At 68.3% G+C, this 19,866-nt stretch carries 17 protein-coding genes; 8 read left to right on the top strand and 9 right to left on the bottom strand.

All coding sequences use genetic code 11. The annotated features are described in order from the left end of the window. Nucleotides 1-26 precede the first annotated feature (26 nt). Nucleotides 27-236 carry a copper ion binding protein gene (locus ACLBYA_RS00655; protein WP_447707426.1) on the bottom strand — a complete coding sequence of 70 codons (210 nt, stop codon included), beginning with the start codon at nucleotides 234-236 and terminating at the stop codon, nucleotides 27-29. A gap of 61 nt (nucleotides 237-297) precedes the next feature. Between ACLBYA_RS00655 and ACLBYA_RS00650 the strand changes: the two genes are divergently transcribed. Next, entirely contained in the window at nucleotides 298-930 is a 633-nt protein-coding gene (locus ACLBYA_RS00650; RefSeq protein ID WP_447707425.1) for a DUF305 domain-containing protein, read from the top strand. On the opposite strand, the gene ACLBYA_RS00645 is transcribed toward ACLBYA_RS00650, so the two are convergent. Then, nucleotides 931-1,809 carry an AIM24 family protein gene (locus tag ACLBYA_RS00645; protein ID WP_447707424.1) on the bottom strand — a complete coding sequence of 293 codons (879 nt, stop codon included), beginning with the start codon at nucleotides 1,807-1,809 and terminating at the stop codon, nucleotides 931-933. A gap of 68 nt (nucleotides 1,810-1,877) precedes the next feature. Here ACLBYA_RS00645 and ACLBYA_RS00640 point away from each other — a divergent pair, with 68 nt between their 5' ends. Beyond that, on the top strand, nucleotides 1,878-2,078 hold the full coding sequence (locus tag ACLBYA_RS00640; protein ID WP_447707423.1) for a hypothetical protein: 201 nt from the start codon (nucleotides 1,878-1,880) through the stop codon (nucleotides 2,076-2,078). A gap of 135 nt (nucleotides 2,079-2,213) precedes the next feature. Continuing rightward, nucleotides 2,214-2,726, top strand: a complete 513-nt coding sequence (locus tag ACLBYA_RS00635; RefSeq protein ID WP_447707422.1) for a hypothetical protein — start codon at nucleotides 2,214-2,216, stop codon at nucleotides 2,724-2,726. On the opposite strand, the gene ACLBYA_RS00630 is transcribed toward ACLBYA_RS00635, so the two are convergent. The 3 genes from ACLBYA_RS00630 to ACLBYA_RS00620 form a co-directional block, all read right to left on the bottom strand. Further along, nucleotides 2,700-4,892, bottom strand: a complete 2,193-nt coding sequence (locus ACLBYA_RS00630; protein ID WP_447707421.1) for a molybdopterin-containing oxidoreductase family protein — start codon at nucleotides 4,890-4,892, stop codon at nucleotides 2,700-2,702. The genes ACLBYA_RS00635 and ACLBYA_RS00630 overlap by 27 nt on opposite strands. Before the next feature lie 66 nt (nucleotides 4,893-4,958). Beyond that, nucleotides 4,959-6,842, bottom strand: coding sequence for an ABC transporter ATP-binding protein (locus tag ACLBYA_RS00625; protein WP_447707420.1), 1,884 nt, complete (start codon nucleotides 6,840-6,842; stop codon nucleotides 4,959-4,961). 61 nt (nucleotides 6,843-6,903) lie between these two features. Continuing rightward, nucleotides 6,904-8,628, bottom strand: coding sequence for an ABC transporter ATP-binding protein (locus ACLBYA_RS00620; RefSeq protein ID WP_447707419.1), 1,725 nt, complete (start codon nucleotides 8,626-8,628; stop codon nucleotides 6,904-6,906). Between the two features lie 156 nt (nucleotides 8,629-8,784). Between ACLBYA_RS00620 and ACLBYA_RS00615 the strand changes: the two genes are divergently transcribed. Then, nucleotides 8,785-9,315: a DUF3558 domain-containing protein gene (locus tag ACLBYA_RS00615; RefSeq protein ID WP_447707759.1), complete on the top strand. Its 531-nt coding sequence runs from the start codon at nucleotides 8,785-8,787 to the stop codon at nucleotides 9,313-9,315. A gap of 5 nt (nucleotides 9,316-9,320) precedes the next feature. Further along, nucleotides 9,321-9,863: a DUF3558 domain-containing protein gene (locus ACLBYA_RS00610; protein WP_447707418.1), complete on the top strand. Its 543-nt coding sequence runs from the start codon at nucleotides 9,321-9,323 to the stop codon at nucleotides 9,861-9,863. Between the two features lie 4 nt (nucleotides 9,864-9,867). On the opposite strand, the gene ACLBYA_RS00605 is transcribed toward ACLBYA_RS00610, so the two are convergent. Beyond that, on the bottom strand, nucleotides 9,868-10,368 hold the full coding sequence (locus ACLBYA_RS00605; RefSeq protein ID WP_447707758.1) for a SixA phosphatase family protein: 501 nt from the start codon (nucleotides 10,366-10,368) through the stop codon (nucleotides 9,868-9,870). Nucleotides 10,369-10,460: 92 nt separating this feature from the next. Here ACLBYA_RS00605 and ACLBYA_RS00600 point away from each other — a divergent pair, with 92 nt between their 5' ends. Then, entirely contained in the window at nucleotides 10,461-11,618 is a 1,158-nt protein-coding gene (locus ACLBYA_RS00600; protein ID WP_447707417.1) for a metallophosphoesterase family protein, read from the top strand. Beyond that, nucleotides 11,615-14,233, top strand: coding sequence for an AAA family ATPase (locus tag ACLBYA_RS00595; protein ID WP_447707416.1), 2,619 nt, complete (start codon nucleotides 11,615-11,617; stop codon nucleotides 14,231-14,233). The genes ACLBYA_RS00600 and ACLBYA_RS00595 overlap by 4 nt, the downstream gene beginning before the upstream one ends. On the opposite strand, the gene ACLBYA_RS00590 is transcribed toward ACLBYA_RS00595, so the two are convergent. Then, nucleotides 14,230-15,582: an LLM class flavin-dependent oxidoreductase gene (locus ACLBYA_RS00590; protein WP_447707415.1), complete on the bottom strand. Its 1,353-nt coding sequence runs from the start codon at nucleotides 15,580-15,582 to the stop codon at nucleotides 14,230-14,232. The genes ACLBYA_RS00595 and ACLBYA_RS00590 overlap by 4 nt on opposite strands. A 75-nt stretch (nucleotides 15,583-15,657) precedes the next feature. After that, complete coding sequence (locus ACLBYA_RS00585) at nucleotides 15,658-16,860, bottom strand: acyl-CoA dehydrogenase family protein (RefSeq protein WP_447707414.1); 1,203 nt, start codon at nucleotides 16,858-16,860, stop codon at nucleotides 15,658-15,660. 113 nt (nucleotides 16,861-16,973) lie between these two features. Here ACLBYA_RS00585 and ACLBYA_RS00580 point away from each other — a divergent pair, with 113 nt between their 5' ends. After that, nucleotides 16,974-18,212, top strand: a complete 1,239-nt coding sequence (locus tag ACLBYA_RS00580) for an alpha/beta fold hydrolase (RefSeq protein ID WP_447707413.1) — start codon at nucleotides 16,974-16,976, stop codon at nucleotides 18,210-18,212. Here ACLBYA_RS00580 and ACLBYA_RS00575 read toward each other — a convergent pair. Further along, nucleotides 18,202-19,866 carry an ABC transporter family substrate-binding protein gene (locus ACLBYA_RS00575; protein WP_447707412.1) on the bottom strand — a complete coding sequence of 555 codons (1,665 nt, stop codon included), beginning with the start codon at nucleotides 19,864-19,866 and terminating at the stop codon, nucleotides 18,202-18,204. The two genes, ACLBYA_RS00580 and ACLBYA_RS00575, sit on opposite strands and share 11 nt — an antisense overlap.

The following is a 19,866-nucleotide window of genomic DNA, read 5'->3' as shown; positions in this document are numbered from 1 at the left end:
CCTCACGATCGCTCGTCTACGCGGGCTCAAGGCGAAACCGAGGAGCTCACGTCGTAGCCGGCGTCCTCGATGGCGGCCGCGATGGTCTCCGCATCGGCGATCCCGCCGACCGTGACCTGGCTCGCGGCGATGTCGACATCCACCGAGGTCACGCCCGGGAGCGGGCCGACCGCCGCGGTGATGGCCTTAACGCAGTGATCGCAGCTCATACCTTGTACCTGTAGGACCGTGTTCATACCGCCATGATATACCGGTAGGGGGTATGGGTAAACATCCACGTCCGGCAAGGAGGATCACATGAGGAAGTCGGCGATGGCGATCGCAACGGGTGCGGCCGCCGTCCTGCTACTGGCGGGCTGTACGAGTCAACCGGAGGAGTCGGGCCAGGCCGGCGACGGTCACACCGACCACAGCCACGGCACCAGCCACACCGGCAGCGGCGCGGATCCGGGTCCGGCGGCTGACGGTGCCGAATCGCACAACGCCGAGGATGTGGCGTTCGCGCAGCACATGATTCCGCATCACAGCCAGGCGGTGGAAATGGTGGACATTCTGCTCGCCAAGTCCGATGTGGACGCCCGGGTGGTCACCCTCGCCGAGCAGATCCGGGCCGCCCAGGCGCCCGAGATCGAACAGATGCAGGGCTGGCTCGACGAGTGGGGCAACCCGCCGATGCCTGCCATGGATCACGGATCGATGGACGGCATGGTCGCCCCCGCCGATATCGAGAAACTGCGGCAGGCGCCCGGTCCGGAGGCCGCCGAGCTGTTCCTGAACCAGATGATCGCCCACCACGAGGGCGCGGTCACCATGGCGCAGGCCGAGATCGACGGGGGCGCCTATCCTGCGGCCATCGAGATGGCGCACGCCATCATCGACAGCCAGCAGAAGGAGATCGAGGAGATGCGCTCGATCCTGGCGGGCAGTTAGTTACTGCACCGGGATCGTGATGCCCTCCGAGGGCTGCACGATCACGAAACCCTGGCCGTGGAAACCGACCTGGACGGCCTCGCCGGAACCGCGCCCGATCAGCGCCCCCGCCTTGAAGCTCGTCTTGAGCTGGGTCTGCAGACTCGCCGACCACGCCACCACCGCATTGGTGTCGGCGAAGGTGGGGGCCTCGGCGGCGTTGAGCACCACCGGCGGGCCGTCCGTGGTCAGCGCCACCCACCCGCTGCCGCGCAGGGTGGTGTTGAACAGGCCGCCGGCGGCGATGCTGCCACCCTTGACCCGTTCGATGTTCCAGTCCAGACCCGCGGAGAACGCCAGTACGTTCTTCCCGCTGATGGACAGGCCGGCGTTGCTCAGCTTCAGGATGTGCACGTAGTTGGCCTGGTCGGCCAGGAACACGTCGCCCTGACCCTGGACACGCATCAGCGGCAGCCCATCACCGGTCAGCGCCTTCTTGAGGAACTTGCCCGCACCGCCGCCCTCGAACGCGAAGTCGACATTGCCCTGGTAGGCAACCATCGAACCCTGCCGCGCCATGAACGGCTCGCCCAGGCGCACCCGGAGCAGCTTCTCGTTCTGGTTGGCGATCGCGACGTTTTCCTTCTCGCTGAAGCGCCCGTCGATGAGATCGCCACTGATACCGGAGAAGCCGTCACCCTGGGGCTGCGGCTGGGCCTGCGCCGCCTCGGGGTGCGGTTCGGCCTGCTGGGCGGGGGCGGGTGCACCGCCACCGGGCGGGGGGCCCAGCGGGGCGGGGAACACCTGACCCTGATGGGAAACCTGATCGGTCCAGTTCTGGCCGTCGTACCAGCGGTACTCGAAACGACCCTCCGGATCCCGTAACCACTGACCACTCACCGTGCACTCCTCAACGTTCGGTCGATTTGACCAGTATCAAATCACTTCAGGCTGGCATTCTTAGGTGTATGGCAGGTGACGAGATCGACCGGGTACGGGCCAAGAGCGCTCTGGCAGTGGTCAAGGAGCATCCGGGGATGGTGCTCTTCCTGGCCTCGCCCGCGATCATTGGACTGATCGCGGTGTGGTGGCTGGCCGGTGCGGGGTGGGCGGCGCTGCTGCTGGTGGCCCTGGTGCTCGGCGGCGGGGTCGCGTTGCTGCGGCGCTGAGCTCTTCCGGTCGCGAGTGACCGTGTCGGTACGCCGACACGCCGCGATGGATGACATTTTGCGGTCGCTCGGCAGGTGGCTTCGCTGTCGGCGAACGGTGTGCCCACACCTTTGTAACGGTGTAATCATGTAATCATGAGACACCATCATCGCGCGCGGCCCGCCGAGGAGGCCGCAGAGTGGTTCGCCGGGCGGCTGCCCGACGGCTGGTTCGACGGCGACCCCGAGGTCGTCGTCGACCGTGAAGAGATCACCGTGATCGGAACGCTGCCCGCTGTTGGCGAGGACGAGACCAGCTCCCGGCGCTCCGGGCGGGTCGCCAAGTTCCGCGAGGACAGCCGCGGTGAGCGCATCCGCATCGCCGAGGAAGCCCAGGACCGGTTCGGTCGCAAGGTGTCCTGGGGTGTGCAGGCCGGTGCCGACCGCACGCTGTTCACCCACATCGCCGTGCCGGTGATGACCCGGCTGCGTCAACCCGAACGCCAGGTGCTCGACACGCTGGTCGACGCCGGCGTCGCACGCTCGCGTTCCGACGCGCTGGCCTGGTCGGTGAAGCTGGTCGGCGAGCATGCCGATGAATGGCTGGCCAAGCTGCGTGACGCGATGACCGCCGTCGACGATCTACGCGCCGAAGGCCCCGGGCTCTAACCCTGCGCACCGCTCCAGTCGGACGTGCGCGCCACCGAGTGCCGAGGTCTGCGACAGCGGATCCATCGCGGCGCCGTCGACCAGCAGATTGCGGTTGACGCCGTGGGACACCGGTGCCGCATCGCAGCGTGGATCGAAAACCCTTGAACCCCAGCCATGTTCCAGCACCACAAGGCCGCGACGCGGCCGGTCCGACAGTGCCGCGACCGTCTCGACCGCAGCCAACGGCGAGCACACCCTGACACGATCCCCGTCGGCAATACCCAGTGCCGCGGCATCCTCGGGGTGGATGTGGGCGACATTGTGTCGACCCGCGGGGTGCAGGCCGGGCAGCTCGTTGAGCCAGGAGTTCATCCCGTGCCGATCCCGTCGGTTGCCCAGCAGCAGCGGGTAATCCGAGGTCGGCTCGGTGCGCGGCGCGGCGAGCAATTCATTTGCCCGCGTGACGAACTCCGGTGGCGCGACGTGGACCCGGCGGTCGGGGGTGCGCAAGGCGCTGCGAAAATGCCCGTACTCGGGCGGGCCCAGCACCAGGCCGTGCGGGTGATCCCGCACGTCGCGCCAGCGCAGCCGGCGGCCGTTCACCCGGCGTGCCGACGCGACCATCAGCCGGTCCAGCCACCGCGGGCTGAACGCCCACCCGGGCCGGCCGGTCAATCGGGCCACCCGGCGACTGGCCGCGACGAACCTGTTCAGCCCGCGGGCGCCGAACAGCGGCCGCTTCATGGCCAGTGCCAGATCGACGAAGATCTGCCACTCCTCACGGGCCTGCGGCGGCGGATCGACAGCCCGGCGCCCGTACTGTACAAACGGTTCGTCACGCATCCCGCTGGTCAGGGCCAACAGGTCATCGCGTTCGAGCCAGTGCACCGCGGGCAGCAGCCAGTGCGCGTGCCGGTGGCTCTCGCGCTGCACGAAGTCGATGGCCACCAGCAGATCCAATTCGGCAAGGGCGGCATCGAGTTTGGCGCCGTCCGGCCCGGAGATGACCGGGTTTCCTGCGTTGATGAGCAGCGCCCGGACACGGCCCGGCCCGGGTGTGCGGATCTCGTCGGGAAGCTCCGCCAAAGCATGCGCCCCGGCCACCAGATCCCGCCCGGCGACCCGGCTGCGGTGTGGTTTCGTCGCGGCCAGACCGGCCAGCCGCAGGGTGTCGACGTAACCACGCTCGAAACGCCGCCCGCCGGGCCGGTCCATCCGTCCGGTGATCACATTGAGCACCTGCCCCAGCCATTCGGCGACGGTGCCCGCCTCCTGCAGGGAGACCCCGGTGCGGGTGATCGCCATCGCGGCCTCGGCACCCGCGAAATCCCTTGCCAACTGCTCGATCTGTGTGCGGGGCAGGTCGCAGCGGGCGGCAAGCTCGTCGTAGTCCAGCCCGGTGACCAGTGCCCGCAGCGCGGGCATTCCGGCCGCCAGATCGGCGCAGTCACCGCGGTGTTCCAGACCCTCGTCGAGGATGGTCTTGACCATCCCCAGCAGCAGCGCCCAATCCTGACCCGGCCGGATGGCCAGATGCAGGTCGGCCCGGTCCGCAGTCTCCGTGTGCACCGGATCGACCACCACGACCCGGGCGCCGCCACGCTGCCGGTCCAGCGCCCGACGCCACCCACCCGGCACCGATTCAAGCCAGTTCCAGGCGCTGACAGCCGGATTCGCGCCGATCAGCAGGAAGAAATCGCAATTGTCGACATCGGACACCGGCACCAGCAGCGATGATCCGTACATCGCCTCGGCCACCACGTGGACGGCGTTCTGATCGACCGATCCGACGGCGTAGCGGTTGTAGGTGCCGACGGCGTCCAGCCACCCGTTCATGAACACCAGATTGGAGGCCGAGTAGCCGGCCGGGTTGCCGTAGTAGGCGCCCACCGCGTCGGGGCCGTCGGCGGCGATCAGCCGGTTCATCCGGTCCGCGATATCGGCGATCGCCTCGTCCCAGGAGGCCTCGACGTACCGCTCGCCGACCCGCCGCATCGGGGTGAGCAGGCGCCGTGGATGTTCGACGACCTCGGCGGCGGTGCGTCCCTTGGCGCAGAAGTCCCGCCAACTGTGCGGGTTGTCCTTGTCGGCGGCGATCTTGTGGACGCGGTTGTCCTCGACGGTAACCGTCACCCCGCACGACGCCAGGCAGTACCGGCAGAAGGTGTGCACGGTGTGGGGCATATCCCCATAGTGCTCAACGGGTTCCGCAGTTGTCCGGCGAATCCGATTGAGCAGACCGCTTGAATCTCAGGCCCGTGCCATCGCCCAGTACTCCCCGTGCCGTGCCAGCAGCTCGTCATGGGTACCGCGCTCGATGATCCGGCCCGCCTCCACCACCACGATCTGGTCCGCGTCGCGGATGGTGGACAGGCGATGCGCGATGATGAAACTGGTCCGGTCCCTGCGCAGCTCGGCCATCGCCTGCTGGATCGACAGTTCGGTGCGGGTGTCCACCGAACTGGTCGCCTCGTCCAGGATCAGCAGCTGCGGCCTGGCCAGCACCGCTCGGGCGATGGTGATGAGCTGCTTCTCGCCGGCACTGATCGCCCCACCGTCATCGCCGACGCGGGTCTGGTAACCCTCGGGCAGTGCCTGCACGAACCGGTCGACATATGCGGCGCGGGCGGCGGCGTGCACCTCGGACTCGGTGGCCTCCGGCCGGCCATAGGCGATGTTGTCGTAGATGGTGCCCCCGAACAACCAGGTGTCCTGCAGCACCATGCCGATGCGTGATCGCAGCGTCGCTCGGGGCATCGACGCGATGTCGACACCGTCGATGGTGATCCGGCCGGTGTCGACGTCGTAGAACCGCATCAACAGATTCACCAGGGTGGTCTTGCCCGCCCCGGTCGGCCCGACGATCGCCACCGTCGACCCGGGTTCGGCGACCAGCGACAACTCGTGGATGACCGGGGTGTCGGGTCGGTAGCCGAAGGACACCCGTTCGAACTCCACCCGGCCCGGCCCATCGCGGGGCACCTCGCCGACCGGGTCGGGGGATTCCTCGGGGGCATCGAGCAGTTCGAAGATGCGTTCGGCGCTGGCGATCCCGGACTGCAGCGCGTTGTACATCGCCGCCACCTGGGTCAGCGGCTGGTTGAACTGCCGCACATACTGGATGAACGCCTGGATGCTGCCCAGCGTGATCTGTCCGGTCGCGACCTGGATACCGCCGACGACGGCGACCGCGACGTAACTGAGATTGCCGATGAACGTGGTGGCGGGCCCGACCAGCCCCGACAGGAACTGGGCCCCGAGGCTGGTCCGGTGCACCTCGGCGTTGAGCCGGTCGAACTGCTCGGCGGCGGACGCCCGATGCCCGTAGGTCTTCACCACCGTGAAACCGCTGTAGGTCTCCTCGATATGGGCGTTCAGCCGGCCGGTATTGGCCCACTGCTCGGCGAACAGCTTGGCCGACCGGTGGGTGATGGCCCGGGTCGCCAACAACGACAGCGGAACAGTCAGCACCGTGATCAACGTCAGCAGCGGTGAGATCGTCAACATCATCACCAACACGGCTACGACGGTGATCATCGAGGTCAGCAACTGGCTGATCGCCATGCCCAGCGAGGACTGCACATTGTCGACATCATTGGTGACCCGGCTGAGCAGTTCGCCGCGCTGGCGGCCGTCGACATACGACAACGGCAGCCGGTGCACCTTGTGCTGGATCTCCGTGCGGATGCCCATCATGGTCCGCTGGATCACCACGTTCAGGATCCGTGCCTGCAGCCATACCAGCAGCGCGGCAAGAAGATACAAACCCAGCGCCAACAGCAGGGTGCGCGCCACCGCGGCGAAATCGACACCCTGGCCCGGGATCACGTTCATCCCGGACAGCAGGTCGGCCAAACTGTCATCACCGCGGGCCCGGGCCGCCTCGATGGCCTGCTCCTTGCTCAGCCCGGCCGGCAGGCCGCGCCCGATCACGCCGTTGAACAGCAGATCGGTGGCATGCCCCAGAATTCGCGGTCCGATGACGCCGATCGCGATCCCGCCGACCGCCAGCGCGATGACCAGCGCGGTCAGACTCCGTTGTGGGGTCAGGCGTTTCACCAGCCGAATCGCCGAGCCGGTGAAATCCCGGGAGCGCCTCGTGGGCGGTTCCATCCCGCGCATCGCCCTGGTCATGCGAGCCCCTCACAAGTTCGGGCCTCACATGATCGGCCGATGATTCGCTTGCAAGCTGCGCTCATGACCGCACCGCCTGCGAGTCCACGAACTCCACATAGGTCGGGCAGTCCCGCTGCAGCGACTCGTGGGTGCCCGTTCCGACCACGGCACCGTCGGCGAGCACGATCACCTGGTCGGCCTCCGCCACGGTCGATATCCGCTGCGACACGATGATCACCGTCGCCTCGGCCGCCGCGGCCCGCAGCGCCGCGCGTACCCGGGCATCGGTACGAACATCCAACGCCGAGAACGCATCGTCGAACAGATACACCGCCGGGCGCCGGATCGCGGCGCGGGCGATGGCCAGGCGCTGGCGCTGGCCCCCGGAGAAGTTGATCCCGGCCTGCGCCACCCGCATCTGCAGACCGTCCGGATGAGCCCGCACGAAATCGTCGGCGGCGGCGATGCGTAACGCCTCCCACATATCGGTCTCGCTCGCATCGGCGCGCCCGTACCGCAGATTCTCGGCCACTGTCCCGGAGAAGAGGTACCCGCGCTGCGGCACCAACCCGATTGCCGCCCAGAGGTCTTCGGTATCGTGATCGCGCACGTCGACGCCGTCCAGGCGCACCGCGCCGCCGGTGACGTCGTAGAGCCGGCAGACCAACGCCAACAGCGTCGACTTACCCGATCCGGTACCGCCGACGATCGCGGTGACCGTCCCGGGACGTGCCGTCAGCGAAACACCCTGCACCACAGCGCGGTCCGCACCGGGATAGCTGAAGCTCGCCGCATCCAAGCTGATTTCACCGCGGACGGTGCCGACCACCGTCGGGTCGGCCGGGCTTTTGACCTGCGGTTCGGTGGCCAGCACCTCGGTGATCCGTTCGGCACAGGCCGAGGCCCGGGGCAGCAGCACCAGCAGCAGGGTGGCCAACAGGACCGCCATCAGGATCTGCATGAAGTAGGCCAAAAACGCGATCAACGAGCCGACCTGCATCTGCCCGGCGTCGATGCGCATGCCGCCGAACCAGATCAGCGCGACGCTGGAGATGTTGATGACCAGCGTGGTCGCCGGCAGCATCAGCGCCTGCCAACGGCCGGCGGTCAGCGCGGTGTCGGCCAGGGCCACGTTGGCCTCGTCGAACCGCCGGCGCTCCAGCGGTTCACGCGCGAACGCCCGCACCACCCGGATACCCGACAGCTGCTCGCGCATCACCCGGTTGATGTTGTCGATCAGCTTTTGCATGGACCGGAAGATCGGCAGCAGCTTGGACACCACCCACCAGTTCGCGCCCGCCAGCACCGGCACGCTGATCAACAACAGCCAGGACAGCCCGGCATCCTGGTGCACCGCCATCGCGATACCACCGACTCCCATGATGGGCGCGGTGATCAGCATGGTGGCGGTCATCTGCACCAGCAACTGGATCTGCTGGACGTCATTGGTGGTGCGGGTCAGCAGGGTCGGCGCGCCGAAGCGCGCGGTCTCGGTGGCCGAGAAACCGAGCACGTGCCCGAAGACGGCGCCACGCAGATCGCGGCCGAACCCGATCGCGGCCCGGGACCCGAAGAACACCGCGCCCACCGCGCACACCACCTGCAGTGCGGTGACCCCCAGCATCACCAGACCGAGGTGCACGATCCGATCGGTGTCACCCTTGGCGACACCCTCGTCGATGATCGCGGCGTTGACGGTCGGAAGGTACAGCGACGCCAGCGTGCTGATGACCTGCAGTGCCGCGACGATGCCGAGCAGCCCGCGGTAGGGCCGCACATAGCGGCGTACCAAGGCCAGCAGCATCTGGCTACTGTCGCACACCCCGGCGCACGGTCCGGGGAGGGCGAGACACGTCAAAGCAGGTCAGTCCGTATGTCGACGGCGTACGTCCGGGTGGCCGCTACAGTGCATGTCGTGACCTTCCGACACGGTGACGGCCGACTCAGTAGTGCGGCGAAGATGCTGGTTGCCGCCACTGCGCTGCTGCCCGTCGTCGCCGCGTGCTCCAGTTCCGATGACCCGGCTTCACCTGCGGTGTCTTCGACCGCCGAGGCCGCCCCCGAGGCCCAGCACGGTCCGGTGTTCCCGGAATGCGGCGGGCTGAGCGACGAGACCGTGGCCCAGCTGACCGAGGTTCGTGGACTGGTCAACACCGCCCGTACCTCGGTGGGTTGCCAGTGGCTCGTCGGCGGCGGGATCATCGGCCCGCACTTTTCGTTCACCCACTTCCGGGGCAGCCCGATGGGGCGCGAACGCAAGACCATGGAGCTGTCCCGCGCCAGTGTGGAGGACATCAGCATCGAGGGTCACGACGGCTTCATCGGCATCGGCGAGGACCTGGTGCTGGGCCAGAACCTGTGTGAGATCGGCATCGGCTTCGGTGACGACTTCATCGAATGGTCGGTCAGCTATACCCAGAAACCGTTCCCGGATGCGTGCGAGGTCGCCAAGGAGCTGACCCGCCAGTCGATCGTGAATGCCGGAGGATGACCCGGATGAAACGTCCCCTGACGGTGGTCCTTGCGGTGCTCGCGGCCCTGACCATGGTGCTCGGTGGTTGTTCGCGAGCTGTCGACGGTACGGCCATCAAGTCGTCCGGCGCCGGGCCGCGTAACAACGATTCCGAGCGGACCTACCCGAACCTGCTGAAGGAGTGTGATGTCCTCACCACGGACATCCTCGCCGAGACGGTGGGGGCCGATCCGCTGGACATCCAGAGCACCTTCGTCGGCGCGGTTTGCCGCTGGCAGGCCGCCAACCCGGCAGGCCTCGTCGACATCACCCGGTTCTGGTTCGAGACCGGCAGCCTGGACTACGAACGTCAGGTCGCCGACGAGCTGAAGTTCCCCGTCGAGGAACGCCGCATCGCCGGCGTGCAGTCGATCGTGATGCGCAACCCCAACGACAACAACGCCTGCGGCGTGGCCAGCGACGCCAGCGGCGTGGTCGGCTGGTGGGTGAACCCGCAGGCACCGGGCATCGACGCGTGCGGTATGGCGGTCAAGCTCATGGAGCTGACGCTGGCCACCAACTCCTAGGCCACTACCGCGGAATATGGAACGCGGCCAGCTGGGCCGCGCCCAACTGCAGGTCGCGCCATGAGCCCGGCACCGTCAACATGGCCATCGCCGACGTCGGGTACTTCGACTCGACCTCGGCGACGGCCGCCGGGTCGCTGCCGGGACCGGCCAGCCCGAGTGTCAACCCCGACATCACCGGCTCGTGACCGATCACCAGCAATGTCTCGACGGCATCGTCGACACCGTTGACCTCGGCCAGCACGATGCCCGGCGTCGAGTCGTAGATCCGCTCGACGAAGCGCACCGGGGCATCGATCCCGCTGCGCTCCAAGGTCTGTCGGGTCCGGGTCGCCGTCGAGCACAGCACCGCGTCGACCGCCGGTGCACTGGCACGCAACCAGTCCCCGGCCAGTGCGGCTTCCCGGACCCCGCGCGGCGCCAGTGGCCGCTCGTGATCCCCGACCCCGGACGGGTAATCCGATTTGGCGTGACGCAGCAGCAACAGGGTCTTCATCGCATCCAGGTTAGGCCATGCCGGTGCAGGTCCCGGGACTTGTCGGACACCGGACCTAGACTCGCTGCAGCACGTGGGACGACTTGGAAAGGAGTGCACCGATGCGCTTTCTGCACACCGCCGACTGGCAGCTCGGGATGACGCGGCACTTCCTCAGCGCCGGTGGCGGAGAAGCACAGTCGCGGTACGCCGCGGCCCGCCGGGAGGTCGTGGCCGGGCTGGGCGCGGTGGCCGCCGAGGTCGGCGCCGAGTTCGTGGTCGTCGCCGGTGATGTCTTCGAGGACAACCAGTTGGCCCCGCGTGAGGTCAGCCTCGCGCTGGAGGCCATGCGCGCCATCGAGGTCCCGGTCTACCTGCTGCCCGGCAATCACGATCAGCTCGATGCCGGTTCGGTGTACACCAGCGCGCTGTTCCTCGCCGAAAAGCCCGACAATGTGATCGTGCTGGACCGCGACGGCGCCGTCGATGTCCGTCCCGGGGTGCAGATCCTCGCCGCCCCTTGGCGTTCCAAGATGCCGACCACCGATCTGGCCGCCGCGGTCACCGCCGGCGTCCCGGCCGACGGCACACTGCGGGTGCTCGTCGCGCACGGCGGTGTCGACGTGCTCGACCCCGATCCGGCCAAGCCGTCGCTGATCCGGCTCGCCGGTGTCGAGCAGGCGCTGGACGACGGCGCGGTGCACTATGTGGCCTTGGGGGACAAGCATTCCCGCACGCAGGTCGGAGACAGCGGCCGGGTGTGGTACTCCGGTTCACCGGAGGTCACCAACTACGACGATATCGAGACCGACCCCGGTCATGTCCTGGTGGTCGATATCGACGAGGACGACCCCGCGCACCCGGTCGAGGTCACGGCCCGCCGGGTGGGCAGGTGGCGGTTCGTCACCCTGCGCCACGACGTGAACGACGATCGCGATATCGCCGGGTTGGACATCAACCTGGATCAGCTGGCCGACAAGGAGCGCACCGTCGTGCGGCTGGTGCTCACCGGTTCGCTGACCGTCGGCGACAAGGCCAAACTCGATGCCTGCCTGGACCGTTACACCCGACTGTTCGCCTCGCTGCGGACCTGGGATCGACACTGCGATGTGGTGGTGCTGCCTGCCGACGGTGAGTTCGACGACCTGCCGATCGGCGGTTTCGCCACCGACGCGGTGGCCGAACTGGTCGCCGCCGCCCGTACCGATGGGGCCGACGCCGACGATGCCCGCTCGGCGCTGGCGCTGCTGCTGCGACTGACCGAGGGGAGCGTGGCATGAGATTGCACCGGCTCGTCCTGACCAACTACCGCGGGGTGGCGCACCGCGACATCGAGTTCCCCGACCGCGGTGTCGTGGTGATCAGCGGCGCCAACGAGATCGGCAAGTCCTCGATGATCGAGGCGCTCGATCTGTTGCTGACCGTCAAGGACCGCTCCTCGAAGAAGGAGGTCAAGGCGGTCAAGCCCACCCACGCCGATGTCGGTGCCGAGGTGCAGGCCGAAATCTCCACCGGCCCTTACCAGTTCATCTACCGCAAGCGCTTCCACAAGAAGGCGGAGACCGTGCTCACCGAGCTGGCGCCGACGCGTCGCCAGCTGACCGGCGACGAGGCGCACGACCGGGTGCTGGCGATCCTGGACGAGACGGTCGACACCGCGCTGTGGCAGGCCCAGCGTGTGCTGCAGTCCTCGGCCACCGCACCGGTCGACCTGTCCGGGTGCGATGCGCTGTCGCGGGCACTTGATGTGGCCGCCGGAGCCGCCGATGACGCCGTGGACCGCGGTGATCACGACCCGCTGTTGATCGACAAGATCGAGGGCGAATACCTGAGCTACTTCACCGCCACCGGCCGCCCCACCGGGGTCTGGGCCGCCGCCAACAGTCGCTTGCGTGCAGCCGGTGACGCTGTCACCCAGTGCACCGCGGCCCTGGGGGAGGTGGAGCGCGCCGTGGCACGACACGCGTCGCTGAGCGTCGAACTGGCCACTCTGGCCGGCGCGGTGGACGGTGCCGAGACCCGTTGTGCCGCAGCACGCGAGGCCGCCGGCGCGGTCGAGCAGCTGGTGCAACGTCGCGATACCGCCAAGGTCATCGCCGATGCGGCCGCAGCCACCCACGCGGCCGCCGTCGCCGCGGTCACCGAGCGTCGCCGGTTGCGCATCACCATCGACGAACGCTCCACCGCCGCCGCCGAACTGGTGACCACCGCGGCCGAATCCGCTCAAACGCACACCAGTGCCCGCCACGCCGCCGAGGCCGCCGAGGAGGCGGCCGGGCGGGCTCGCGAGGTCGTCACCGCGGCGGCCACCACCGTCGAGGCCGCCCGTGCGGATGTCGCCGCGCGGGTCGCGCGCGACGAGGCGGCGCGACTGGCGGTCCGGATCGGCAAGCTGGACACCGCCGCCGCCGAACTCGCCGAGGTCGACCGCGAGGCGGCCGGCAACCCGATGACCGATGCGCTGATGAAAGGTATCGAATCGACCGCACGGGTGGTCGAACGCGCCGCCGGTCGTGCCGAACTGGCCTCGGCGCGACTGGAACTCGTGGCGCTCGCCGACGTCCAGGTGCGCTGTACCGATAGCACCGCCGACCTGGCACCCGGACAGGACTGGGGGATCGCCGTCGCGGAGCCGACCACCGTCGAGGTGCCCGGGGTGCTGCGGGCCCGGGTGGTCCCGGGTGTCGATGCGCTGCAGACCCACGCCGAACTCGAAACCGCCCAAAGCAACCTGGCCGCGGCACTGTCGGAGGTCGGGGTAACGGACATCGACGCGGCCCGTGCCCTCGACGAGCGGCGCCGAGAGCTGCGCGCCACCGGCGATACGCTGCGCGCCACCGTGTCCGCACTGACCGGTGAGGAGAGCGCGGAACAACTGCGCGCCCGGCATGCCGCACTGACCGCCGGCCAGGCTGAAATCACCGGTGACACCGACACCGCGCGTGCCGCACTCGCCGCCGCCGTCGATGCGCACGGCGCGGCGGTGCAGCAGGCCAACATCCTGCGTGAGCTCGCCGCCTCGGCGGCCGGACAGTGCAACGAAGCGGCCGTCGCGGCCGGGGTGCTGCGTGAGAAGCTGCAGACCGCTCAGTCCGAACTGGCCGGGGCCACCCAGCGACTCGCCGCGGCCCGGCTGACCGCCGCCGACGACCAGCTGAGCCTGCAGAGCGAGGTCGACGGTGAACGCGCCGCCGTGGCCGCCGCCGAGCTGGCACAGGTAGAGGCCGAGCTGGCCCAGGCGAACCCCGAGGTGGTCGCGGCCGAACTGGCCTCGGCGACAACGGCTGTGCAGCGGTTGCACACCGAGCGGTCAGACGCCCAGACCGCGCTGACCGAGCTCTCGGCCCAACTCAAGGTCTATGGCAGTCAAGGCCGCCGCGGTGCGCTCGATGACGCCGAGACCGAACGCGAGCACGCCCACGGCGAATTCCTGCGGGTCGGTCGGCGCGCCCGTGCGGCGGCGCTGCTGCGCACCGTCATGCTGCGACACCGCGAATCCGCCCGGCAGCGGTACGTCGAGCCGTTCCGCACCGAGATCGAACGCCTGGGCCGGCTGGTGTTCGGCGCGGACTTCGAGGTGGATATCGACACCGATCTCACCATCCGCAGCCGCACCCTCGACGGCACCACCGTCTCCTATGAATCGCTCTCCGGCGGCGCCAAGGAACAGATCGGCATCGTCGCTCGGCTGGCCTGCGCATCACTGGTCGCCAAGGAGGACACCGTGCCGGTCGTCATCGACGACGCGCTCGGGTTCACCGACCCCGACCGGCTGACCAAGATGGCCTCGGTGTTCGACTCCGTCGGTGGTGACGGTCAGGTCATCGTGCTGACCTGCAGCCCGGACCGCTACGCCGGTATCGGCGAGGCCCAGCTGATCGAGCTGACCGCCTAAGCGACGGCCTCCACCCGGCCGGCCCCGGCGGGCAGTGCGCTCAGACCCAGGTGATCGCGCAACGTGTCACCGGTGTACTCGGTGCGGAACAGCCTGCGCCGCTGCAGTTCCGGCACCACGTAATCGACGAAATCGTTGAAGGTGCCCGGGCTCTGGGCGGCCGACACCATGAATCCGTCGGCCTCGCCCGCGGTGAACGATGCCTCGATCTGATCGGCGACCTGCACCGCGGTGCCCACGAACTGGGGCAGCAGCACCCCCTGGGCGTACCACTTGCCGATATCGCGCAAGGTCAGGTTGTCCCGGTTGGCCACCCGGCGGGCGGTGTCGAACAGTCCCTGCGTGCCGGTCACCTGGACATCCTCGACCGGCGCGTCCAGGTCGTACTGGGAGAAGTCGTGGTCGGTGTGCACGGACAGGGTGATCAGCCCGGAGATCGGGTCGGCCAATTCGTTGTGGAAGGCCTGCTTCTCCCGGGCGATCGACTCGGTCTCGCCGATGAACGGGATGAACGCCGGGAAAATCAGCACCTCGTCCGGGTTCCGTCCGAAATTGCTTGCCCGCGACTTGATGTCGTCGTAGTAGGCGCGCCGGCCCTCCGGTGTGGGGTCGATCTCGAAGATCGCCTCGGCCCACCGCGCGGCGAAATCGCGGCCGGTGTTCGAGGACCCGGCCTGGATCAGCACCGGCCGGCCCTGCGGTGACCGCGGCACATTCAGCGGGCCACGGGTGCGGAAATAGGTGCCGTCATGCTCGACCCGGCGGATCTTGTCCGGGTCGGCGAACACCCCGCTGGCCTTGTCCGCCACGAGGGCGTCCGGTTCCCAGGACGACCACAGTTCGACCGCGGTGCGGACGAACTCCTCGGCCCGCTCATAGCGGAACTCGTGATCCAGATGGCTGTCCTGGCCGAAGTTCTGCGCCTCACTGGCCGTCAGCGAGGTGACGATGTTCCACGCCACCCGACCCCGGGTGATGTGATCGAGGCTGGCGAAGATGCGGGCCAGCTCATAGGGATGGAAGAAGGTCGCAGACTTCGTGATCGCCACACCGAGCTTCGAGGTGACCGCGCCGATGCTGGCCGCCACGATCGACGGGTCCAGTGTCGCGGTGGCCTGCGTACCCCGCCGCAGCGGTTCGGTGATATCGCGGCCGTACTGTGCCGGCGCGGCCAACAGGTCGGCGAAGAAGACGAAGTCGAACTTGCCGCGCTCCAGGATCCGCCCGATGCGGTGGTAGTACTCGGGTGTGGTGAAGTCGGTGTCGCTGCCGGGGTGACGCCACGCGGCGTGGCTGTGGGTGACCTGGGACGCGATCTGGAATCCGCCGAGGTGCAGTTGCTTGGGCATGATTGGTCACCTTTCTTTGTGATTTCGGCGCGGTCGCGTACGCATGCCGTACGAAACCGCGCCGAAATCGCGTGTCTAGAAGTAGGCGTTGGCCGGGACCGGGGTGTCGTGCAGCAGGTTCTGTCCGATCACCCGGGCCTTGAGTCCGACCGGGTTGTGCAGGGTGATGGTGCGGATGTTGCGCCAGTGCCGGTCCAGGTTGCGCTGTCGGCTCGACGCGCTGGCCCCGCCCAGCTCCAGCAGCCGGGTCGCGGCCACCGGGGCGACATCGTCGAGGTGCACCTTGACCTTGGCCACCCGTAGCTGGGCCTCGGTTGCCAACGCGGCGTCGGGCACCCCGTCGACTTCGCTCTCGGTGGCCGCGGCGATCGCCTCGGCGGCGTCGAGCACCGCGGCGCGGGCGATATAGGCCACCGATGCCAGCTCGCCCAGCTGCCGTTGCAGCAGCGGGTCATCGGCCGGGTTCTCGGCCAGGGCATGGCTGAAACTGCGCTCCCGGGACCGCAGCAGCGCGACCCCGTCGTCGACGACATTGGCCAGCACACCGGCCACCACCGCATGGATATAAAGCTGCAGCGACGCGTACTGCACCGTCGGCACCGGCGCGGCGTCATAGGGGCTGTCGCTGAGCACCTCGTCGGCGGCCACCGCGACCCCGGTGAACGTCGTGGTGCCGGTACCGGTGCGGCGCTGTCCGAAGCCGTCCCAGTCGTCGATGATCTGTACCCCGGCGCGGTCCGCGGGCACCACCACGGTGGCCACCGAGTCGTGATCGGTGGTCGCGGTGGTGGTCAGAAAGTCGGAGAACAGCGTGCCGGTGCTGTAGTACTTCTCACCGTCGAGCCGGAATCCGCCGTCGGGAGCGGGCAGCAGGCGGGTGTTGAAGACCAGGCTGCCGACGGCGTTGCTGCCCTTCTCGCTGAATGCGTTGCCGAAGATCTTGCCCTGCGCCGCCAGGTCCAGCCACTTGCCTGCCTGCGACCGCAGCCGCTCCTCGACGAACCAGAAATGCGCCCGGAAGATATGGGCGACAATCGGATCGGCCTGGGCTACATCGATCACGGCCGAGAACAGTTGCGGCACAGTCAGGCCTGCCCCGCCGAGCGCCACCGGCAGCCGCAGGGTGCCGAAACCGGCCCGCTTCAGGGCGGCTACCTGGTCAAAAGGGTTCTCGTCGTTGAGGTCTCGGTCCCGGGACCCGGCGGCGATACCGCTCAGCAGATCCTTCCATGCGGCGGACCCGGGCAGTATGCGGTTGCTGTTCGCGACGGTCGTCATGTCAACAAGTAGTACCGAGGTCACGCGGAAGGACGCACCGCTTGCGATCACCGCGATCCTGAGAATCTGCCCTCGCCGCCCCCGCACCTCACAGCGGGGCAGAATGGACGGTGATGACCACGACCAGGCGCCGCCGGGCCCACGACAGGCTCGCCGCTCTCCCCGGTGTACGGCCGGTGCGCCGCCCGATGTGCCCCGGTGGTGACCAGCAGTTCGATGTCTTCTACGTGCGGTCCGGCCGCAAATCGGGACACCCGATCGTCGTCATCCCGGGTGGTCCGGGCGCCGCGTCGGTGGCCCTGTACCGCGCGTTCCGCCGTCACGCCGCCACCGCCGGCCTGGACCTGATCATGGTCGAGCACCGCGGGGTCGGGCTGTCCCGCCAGGACGACGACGGCCGCGACCTGCCCGCAGAGGCGCTGACCGTGGACGCCGCCGTCGACGATATCGCCGCAGTCCTCGACGACGCCGGGGTCGACACCGCACACATCTACGGCACGTCCTACGGCACCTACCTGGCGGCCGGTATGGGTGTCCGGCACCCTGGCCGGGTCGCCGGCATGGTGCTGGACTCGCCGCTGCTGTCGGCCGACGACATCGCCGAATCACGGACCCACATCCGGCAGGTGCTCTGGGACGGTGAACCCGGCACCGCCGACCTGGCGGACAAGGTGCGTCGCCTCGTCGAGCGGGGCAGCTTCGGTCCCACCGCGGTGCTGCGGGCCGTCGGGCTCTACGAACTGGCCGGCCCTGAGGTCTTGCGCAGGCAGCTGGATCTGCTGCTGGCCGGCCATGACTGGTTGTGGTCGGCGGTCGGACTGGGCACCCGGTTGCTGCTGGAACGCGAGACGTCGTTCCACCATGAGCCCGATCTGGTGGAGCGCATCGCCTACCGCGAACTGAACTACGGTGCCACCCCGGACGGCGGCCCGATCGATCCGGCCGTTGCGCTGCGTGAGATCGCCTCCGGCGATGTCGAATTCGTCGCCGAACCGTACGACCTGGTTGCCGCGATGCCGCGTTTCGACTGGCCGACGGCAGTGCTGTCCGGCGGTCGCGATCTGACCACACCACCCGCGGTGGCCCATCAGATCGCCAACCTGTTGCCCGACGCCACGCTCGTCGAGCTGCCGACCGCCGGGCACAGCATCCTGGACACCCGCGAACACGCCGCGCTGCAGATCTGTGCGGCCGTCGCCGACGGCCGCATCGGTGAACTCGCCGCGCGGGCAGCCGAACTGGACCGGCTGCCGGCCAACCTGACGATCCGGCTACTGGTCCGCAGCGTCGCGCTGGCCGCCAAGGCCGAGGCGGTGGTGCCCGACGGGGTGCCGCGGCTGGCTACTTCATGAAGCCGATCGTCGAGTAGTTGATATCGCCGATGCCGGTCGGCCCGTAGTTGGCCAGATTGCTGCGTACGGCGACATTGCCCGGTGCCTGGAACAGCGGCAGACCGTGGCCCTCGGCCCAGATCATCTTGTCCAGTTCGTTGGCCAGATCGCGGGCCTTGGCCGGGTCGAGCTCGGACAGCGTCTCCTCGATCTTGGCGTCGATCTCGGGGCTGCCGATCTTGCCGTAATTGCTCTCGCCCTGGGCCGCGTAGATCTGGGTCAGGCTGGCCAACGGGAAAGCGTCACCACCCCAGGCGAATTGCGCCATGTCGAAGTTGCTGACGGTGACGTACTTGGGGAACAGGTCGCCACCGGCGGCGGGCACCAGTTCCAGGTTGACCCCGATCTGCGCCAACTGGTTCTGCGCGATCTGGGCGACCGCGCGGGTGCTCTGACCGTCGTAGAAGACGTTGCGGATCTTGAGCTGGCGACCGTCCTTCTCGCGGAACTGCCCGTTGAGCGTCCAGCCCAGGGCGTCGAGTTCGGCCTTGGCCGCCTCCGGATCGAAGGCGATGCTGTTGTCCTGGTAGCCCTCCTGGCCGGCCAGGTAGATGTGGTTGTTCAGCGCCGTCGGGGTGTCGGCCAATCCGCGCTGGGTGACCGCGGCGATGGCTTGGCGGTCCAGCCCCTTGGCGATGGCGGTGCGCAGCCCGGGATCGCTCAGGATGGCGCCCTTGTTGCCGTTGATGGTGAAGTGGTACCAGTTGGGTGCCGGCGCCCGGCGGATGGTGACACCCGGTGTGCGCCGCGCATTTTCCAGATCGTCCAGCGAGGCCAGCCCGACCGAGTCGAGCGCATTGTTCTGCAGGGCCGGGATCACCGCGGCGTCATCGAGGACGGTGTAGGTGATCGAGTCCAGCAGTGGCGGTGTACCCCACCATTTCGGGTTGCGGGTCAACACGATCCGCTGCGCAGCCCGGTCGACGGAGCTGATCATGAACGGGCCGGCCGAGACCGACGGACCGTTCAGGAAGCCCCGGTTGAACGCCTCCGGGTCGGACGTGACGGCCTTGGGCGCCAGCATGGCGTTACCGGCGAACATCCCGCGCCAGTCGGCGAAGTGCCTGTCGAAGGTGATGACCGCCTGCCGGTCGTCGACGCCCTTGGTCACCGAGGCCACCCGCTCGCTGCCGTTGGGCGAGGCGAACAGGAACCGGTCGTCCTTCCCGCTGGTCGCGTTGATCTGGGCGGCCATGTCCTCCCAGGTGATCGGCGTGCCGTCCGACCAGACCGCCTTGGGATTGATCGTGTAGGTCACCACCTGCGGTTCGGTGCTGGTGAGTTCGACGTCGGTGAAATAGTCGTTGTTCACCGTCATCTCACCGTCGGGTTTGATGAAGAATGCGCGCGGCAAGGTGGCCCGCAGCATCCGCCCCAACTCGCCGAGATTGCCGTCGACATGCAGGTAGTTGAAATTGGGTGGGAATCCGCTCAGTGCGAGTCGCAGATTCCCGCCCTGCTGAAGTGTGGTCGGGTCCTGCGGGTTGATATCGGCGGTCGCGCCGATCTCGGCATTACCGCCGGCCGACGGCACCGAGGTGTCCGGGGACGAACAACCGGTCAGGGCCAGCACCGTGACCGACGCGGCGGCCAGCAGACGCGAAATCGCACTCAT

It is taken from the genome of Mycobacterium sp. C31M (assembly GCF_053345865.1).
Note: the sequence above shows the minus strand (reverse complement) of the source record. Positions and strands in the feature narration are given on the sequence as shown.

Excerpts from the sequence above, each read along its gene's own strand:
- ACLBYA_RS00655 (WP_447707426.1), bottom strand. The coding sequence starts at position 236 with ATGAACACGGTCCTACAGGTACAAGGTATGAGCTGCGATCACTGCGTT.
- ACLBYA_RS00650 (WP_447707425.1), top strand. The coding sequence starts at position 298 with ATGAGGAAGTCGGCGATGGCGATCGCAACGGGTGCGGCCGCCGTCCTG.
- ACLBYA_RS00640 (WP_447707423.1), top strand. The coding sequence starts at position 1,878 with ATGGCAGGTGACGAGATCGACCGGGTACGGGCCAAGAGCGCTCTGGCA.
- ACLBYA_RS00635 (WP_447707422.1), top strand. The coding sequence starts at position 2,214 with ATGAGACACCATCATCGCGCGCGGCCCGCCGAGGAGGCCGCAGAGTGG.
- ACLBYA_RS00630 (WP_447707421.1), bottom strand. The coding sequence starts at position 4,892 with ATGCCCCACACCGTGCACACCTTCTGCCGGTACTGCCTGGCGTCGTGC.
- ACLBYA_RS00625 (WP_447707420.1), bottom strand. The coding sequence starts at position 6,842 with ATGACCAGGGCGATGCGCGGGATGGAACCGCCCACGAGGCGCTCCCGG.
- ACLBYA_RS00620 (WP_447707419.1), bottom strand. The coding sequence starts at position 8,628 with ATGCTGCTGGCCTTGGTACGCCGCTATGTGCGGCCCTACCGCGGGCTG.
- ACLBYA_RS00615 (WP_447707759.1), top strand. The coding sequence starts at position 8,785 with ATGCTGGTTGCCGCCACTGCGCTGCTGCCCGTCGTCGCCGCGTGCTCC.
- ACLBYA_RS00610 (WP_447707418.1), top strand. The coding sequence starts at position 9,321 with ATGAAACGTCCCCTGACGGTGGTCCTTGCGGTGCTCGCGGCCCTGACC.
- ACLBYA_RS00600 (WP_447707417.1), top strand. The coding sequence starts at position 10,461 with ATGCGCTTTCTGCACACCGCCGACTGGCAGCTCGGGATGACGCGGCAC.
- ACLBYA_RS00595 (WP_447707416.1), top strand. The coding sequence starts at position 11,615 with ATGAGATTGCACCGGCTCGTCCTGACCAACTACCGCGGGGTGGCGCAC.
- ACLBYA_RS00590 (WP_447707415.1), bottom strand. The coding sequence starts at position 15,582 with ATGCCCAAGCAACTGCACCTCGGCGGATTCCAGATCGCGTCCCAGGTC.
- ACLBYA_RS00585 (WP_447707414.1), bottom strand. The coding sequence starts at position 16,860 with ATGACGACCGTCGCGAACAGCAACCGCATACTGCCCGGGTCCGCCGCA.
- ACLBYA_RS00580 (WP_447707413.1), top strand. The coding sequence starts at position 16,974 with ATGACCACGACCAGGCGCCGCCGGGCCCACGACAGGCTCGCCGCTCTC.
- ACLBYA_RS00575 (WP_447707412.1), bottom strand. The coding sequence starts at position 19,866 with ATGAGTGCGATTTCGCGTCTGCTGGCCGCCGCGTCGGTCACGGTGCTG.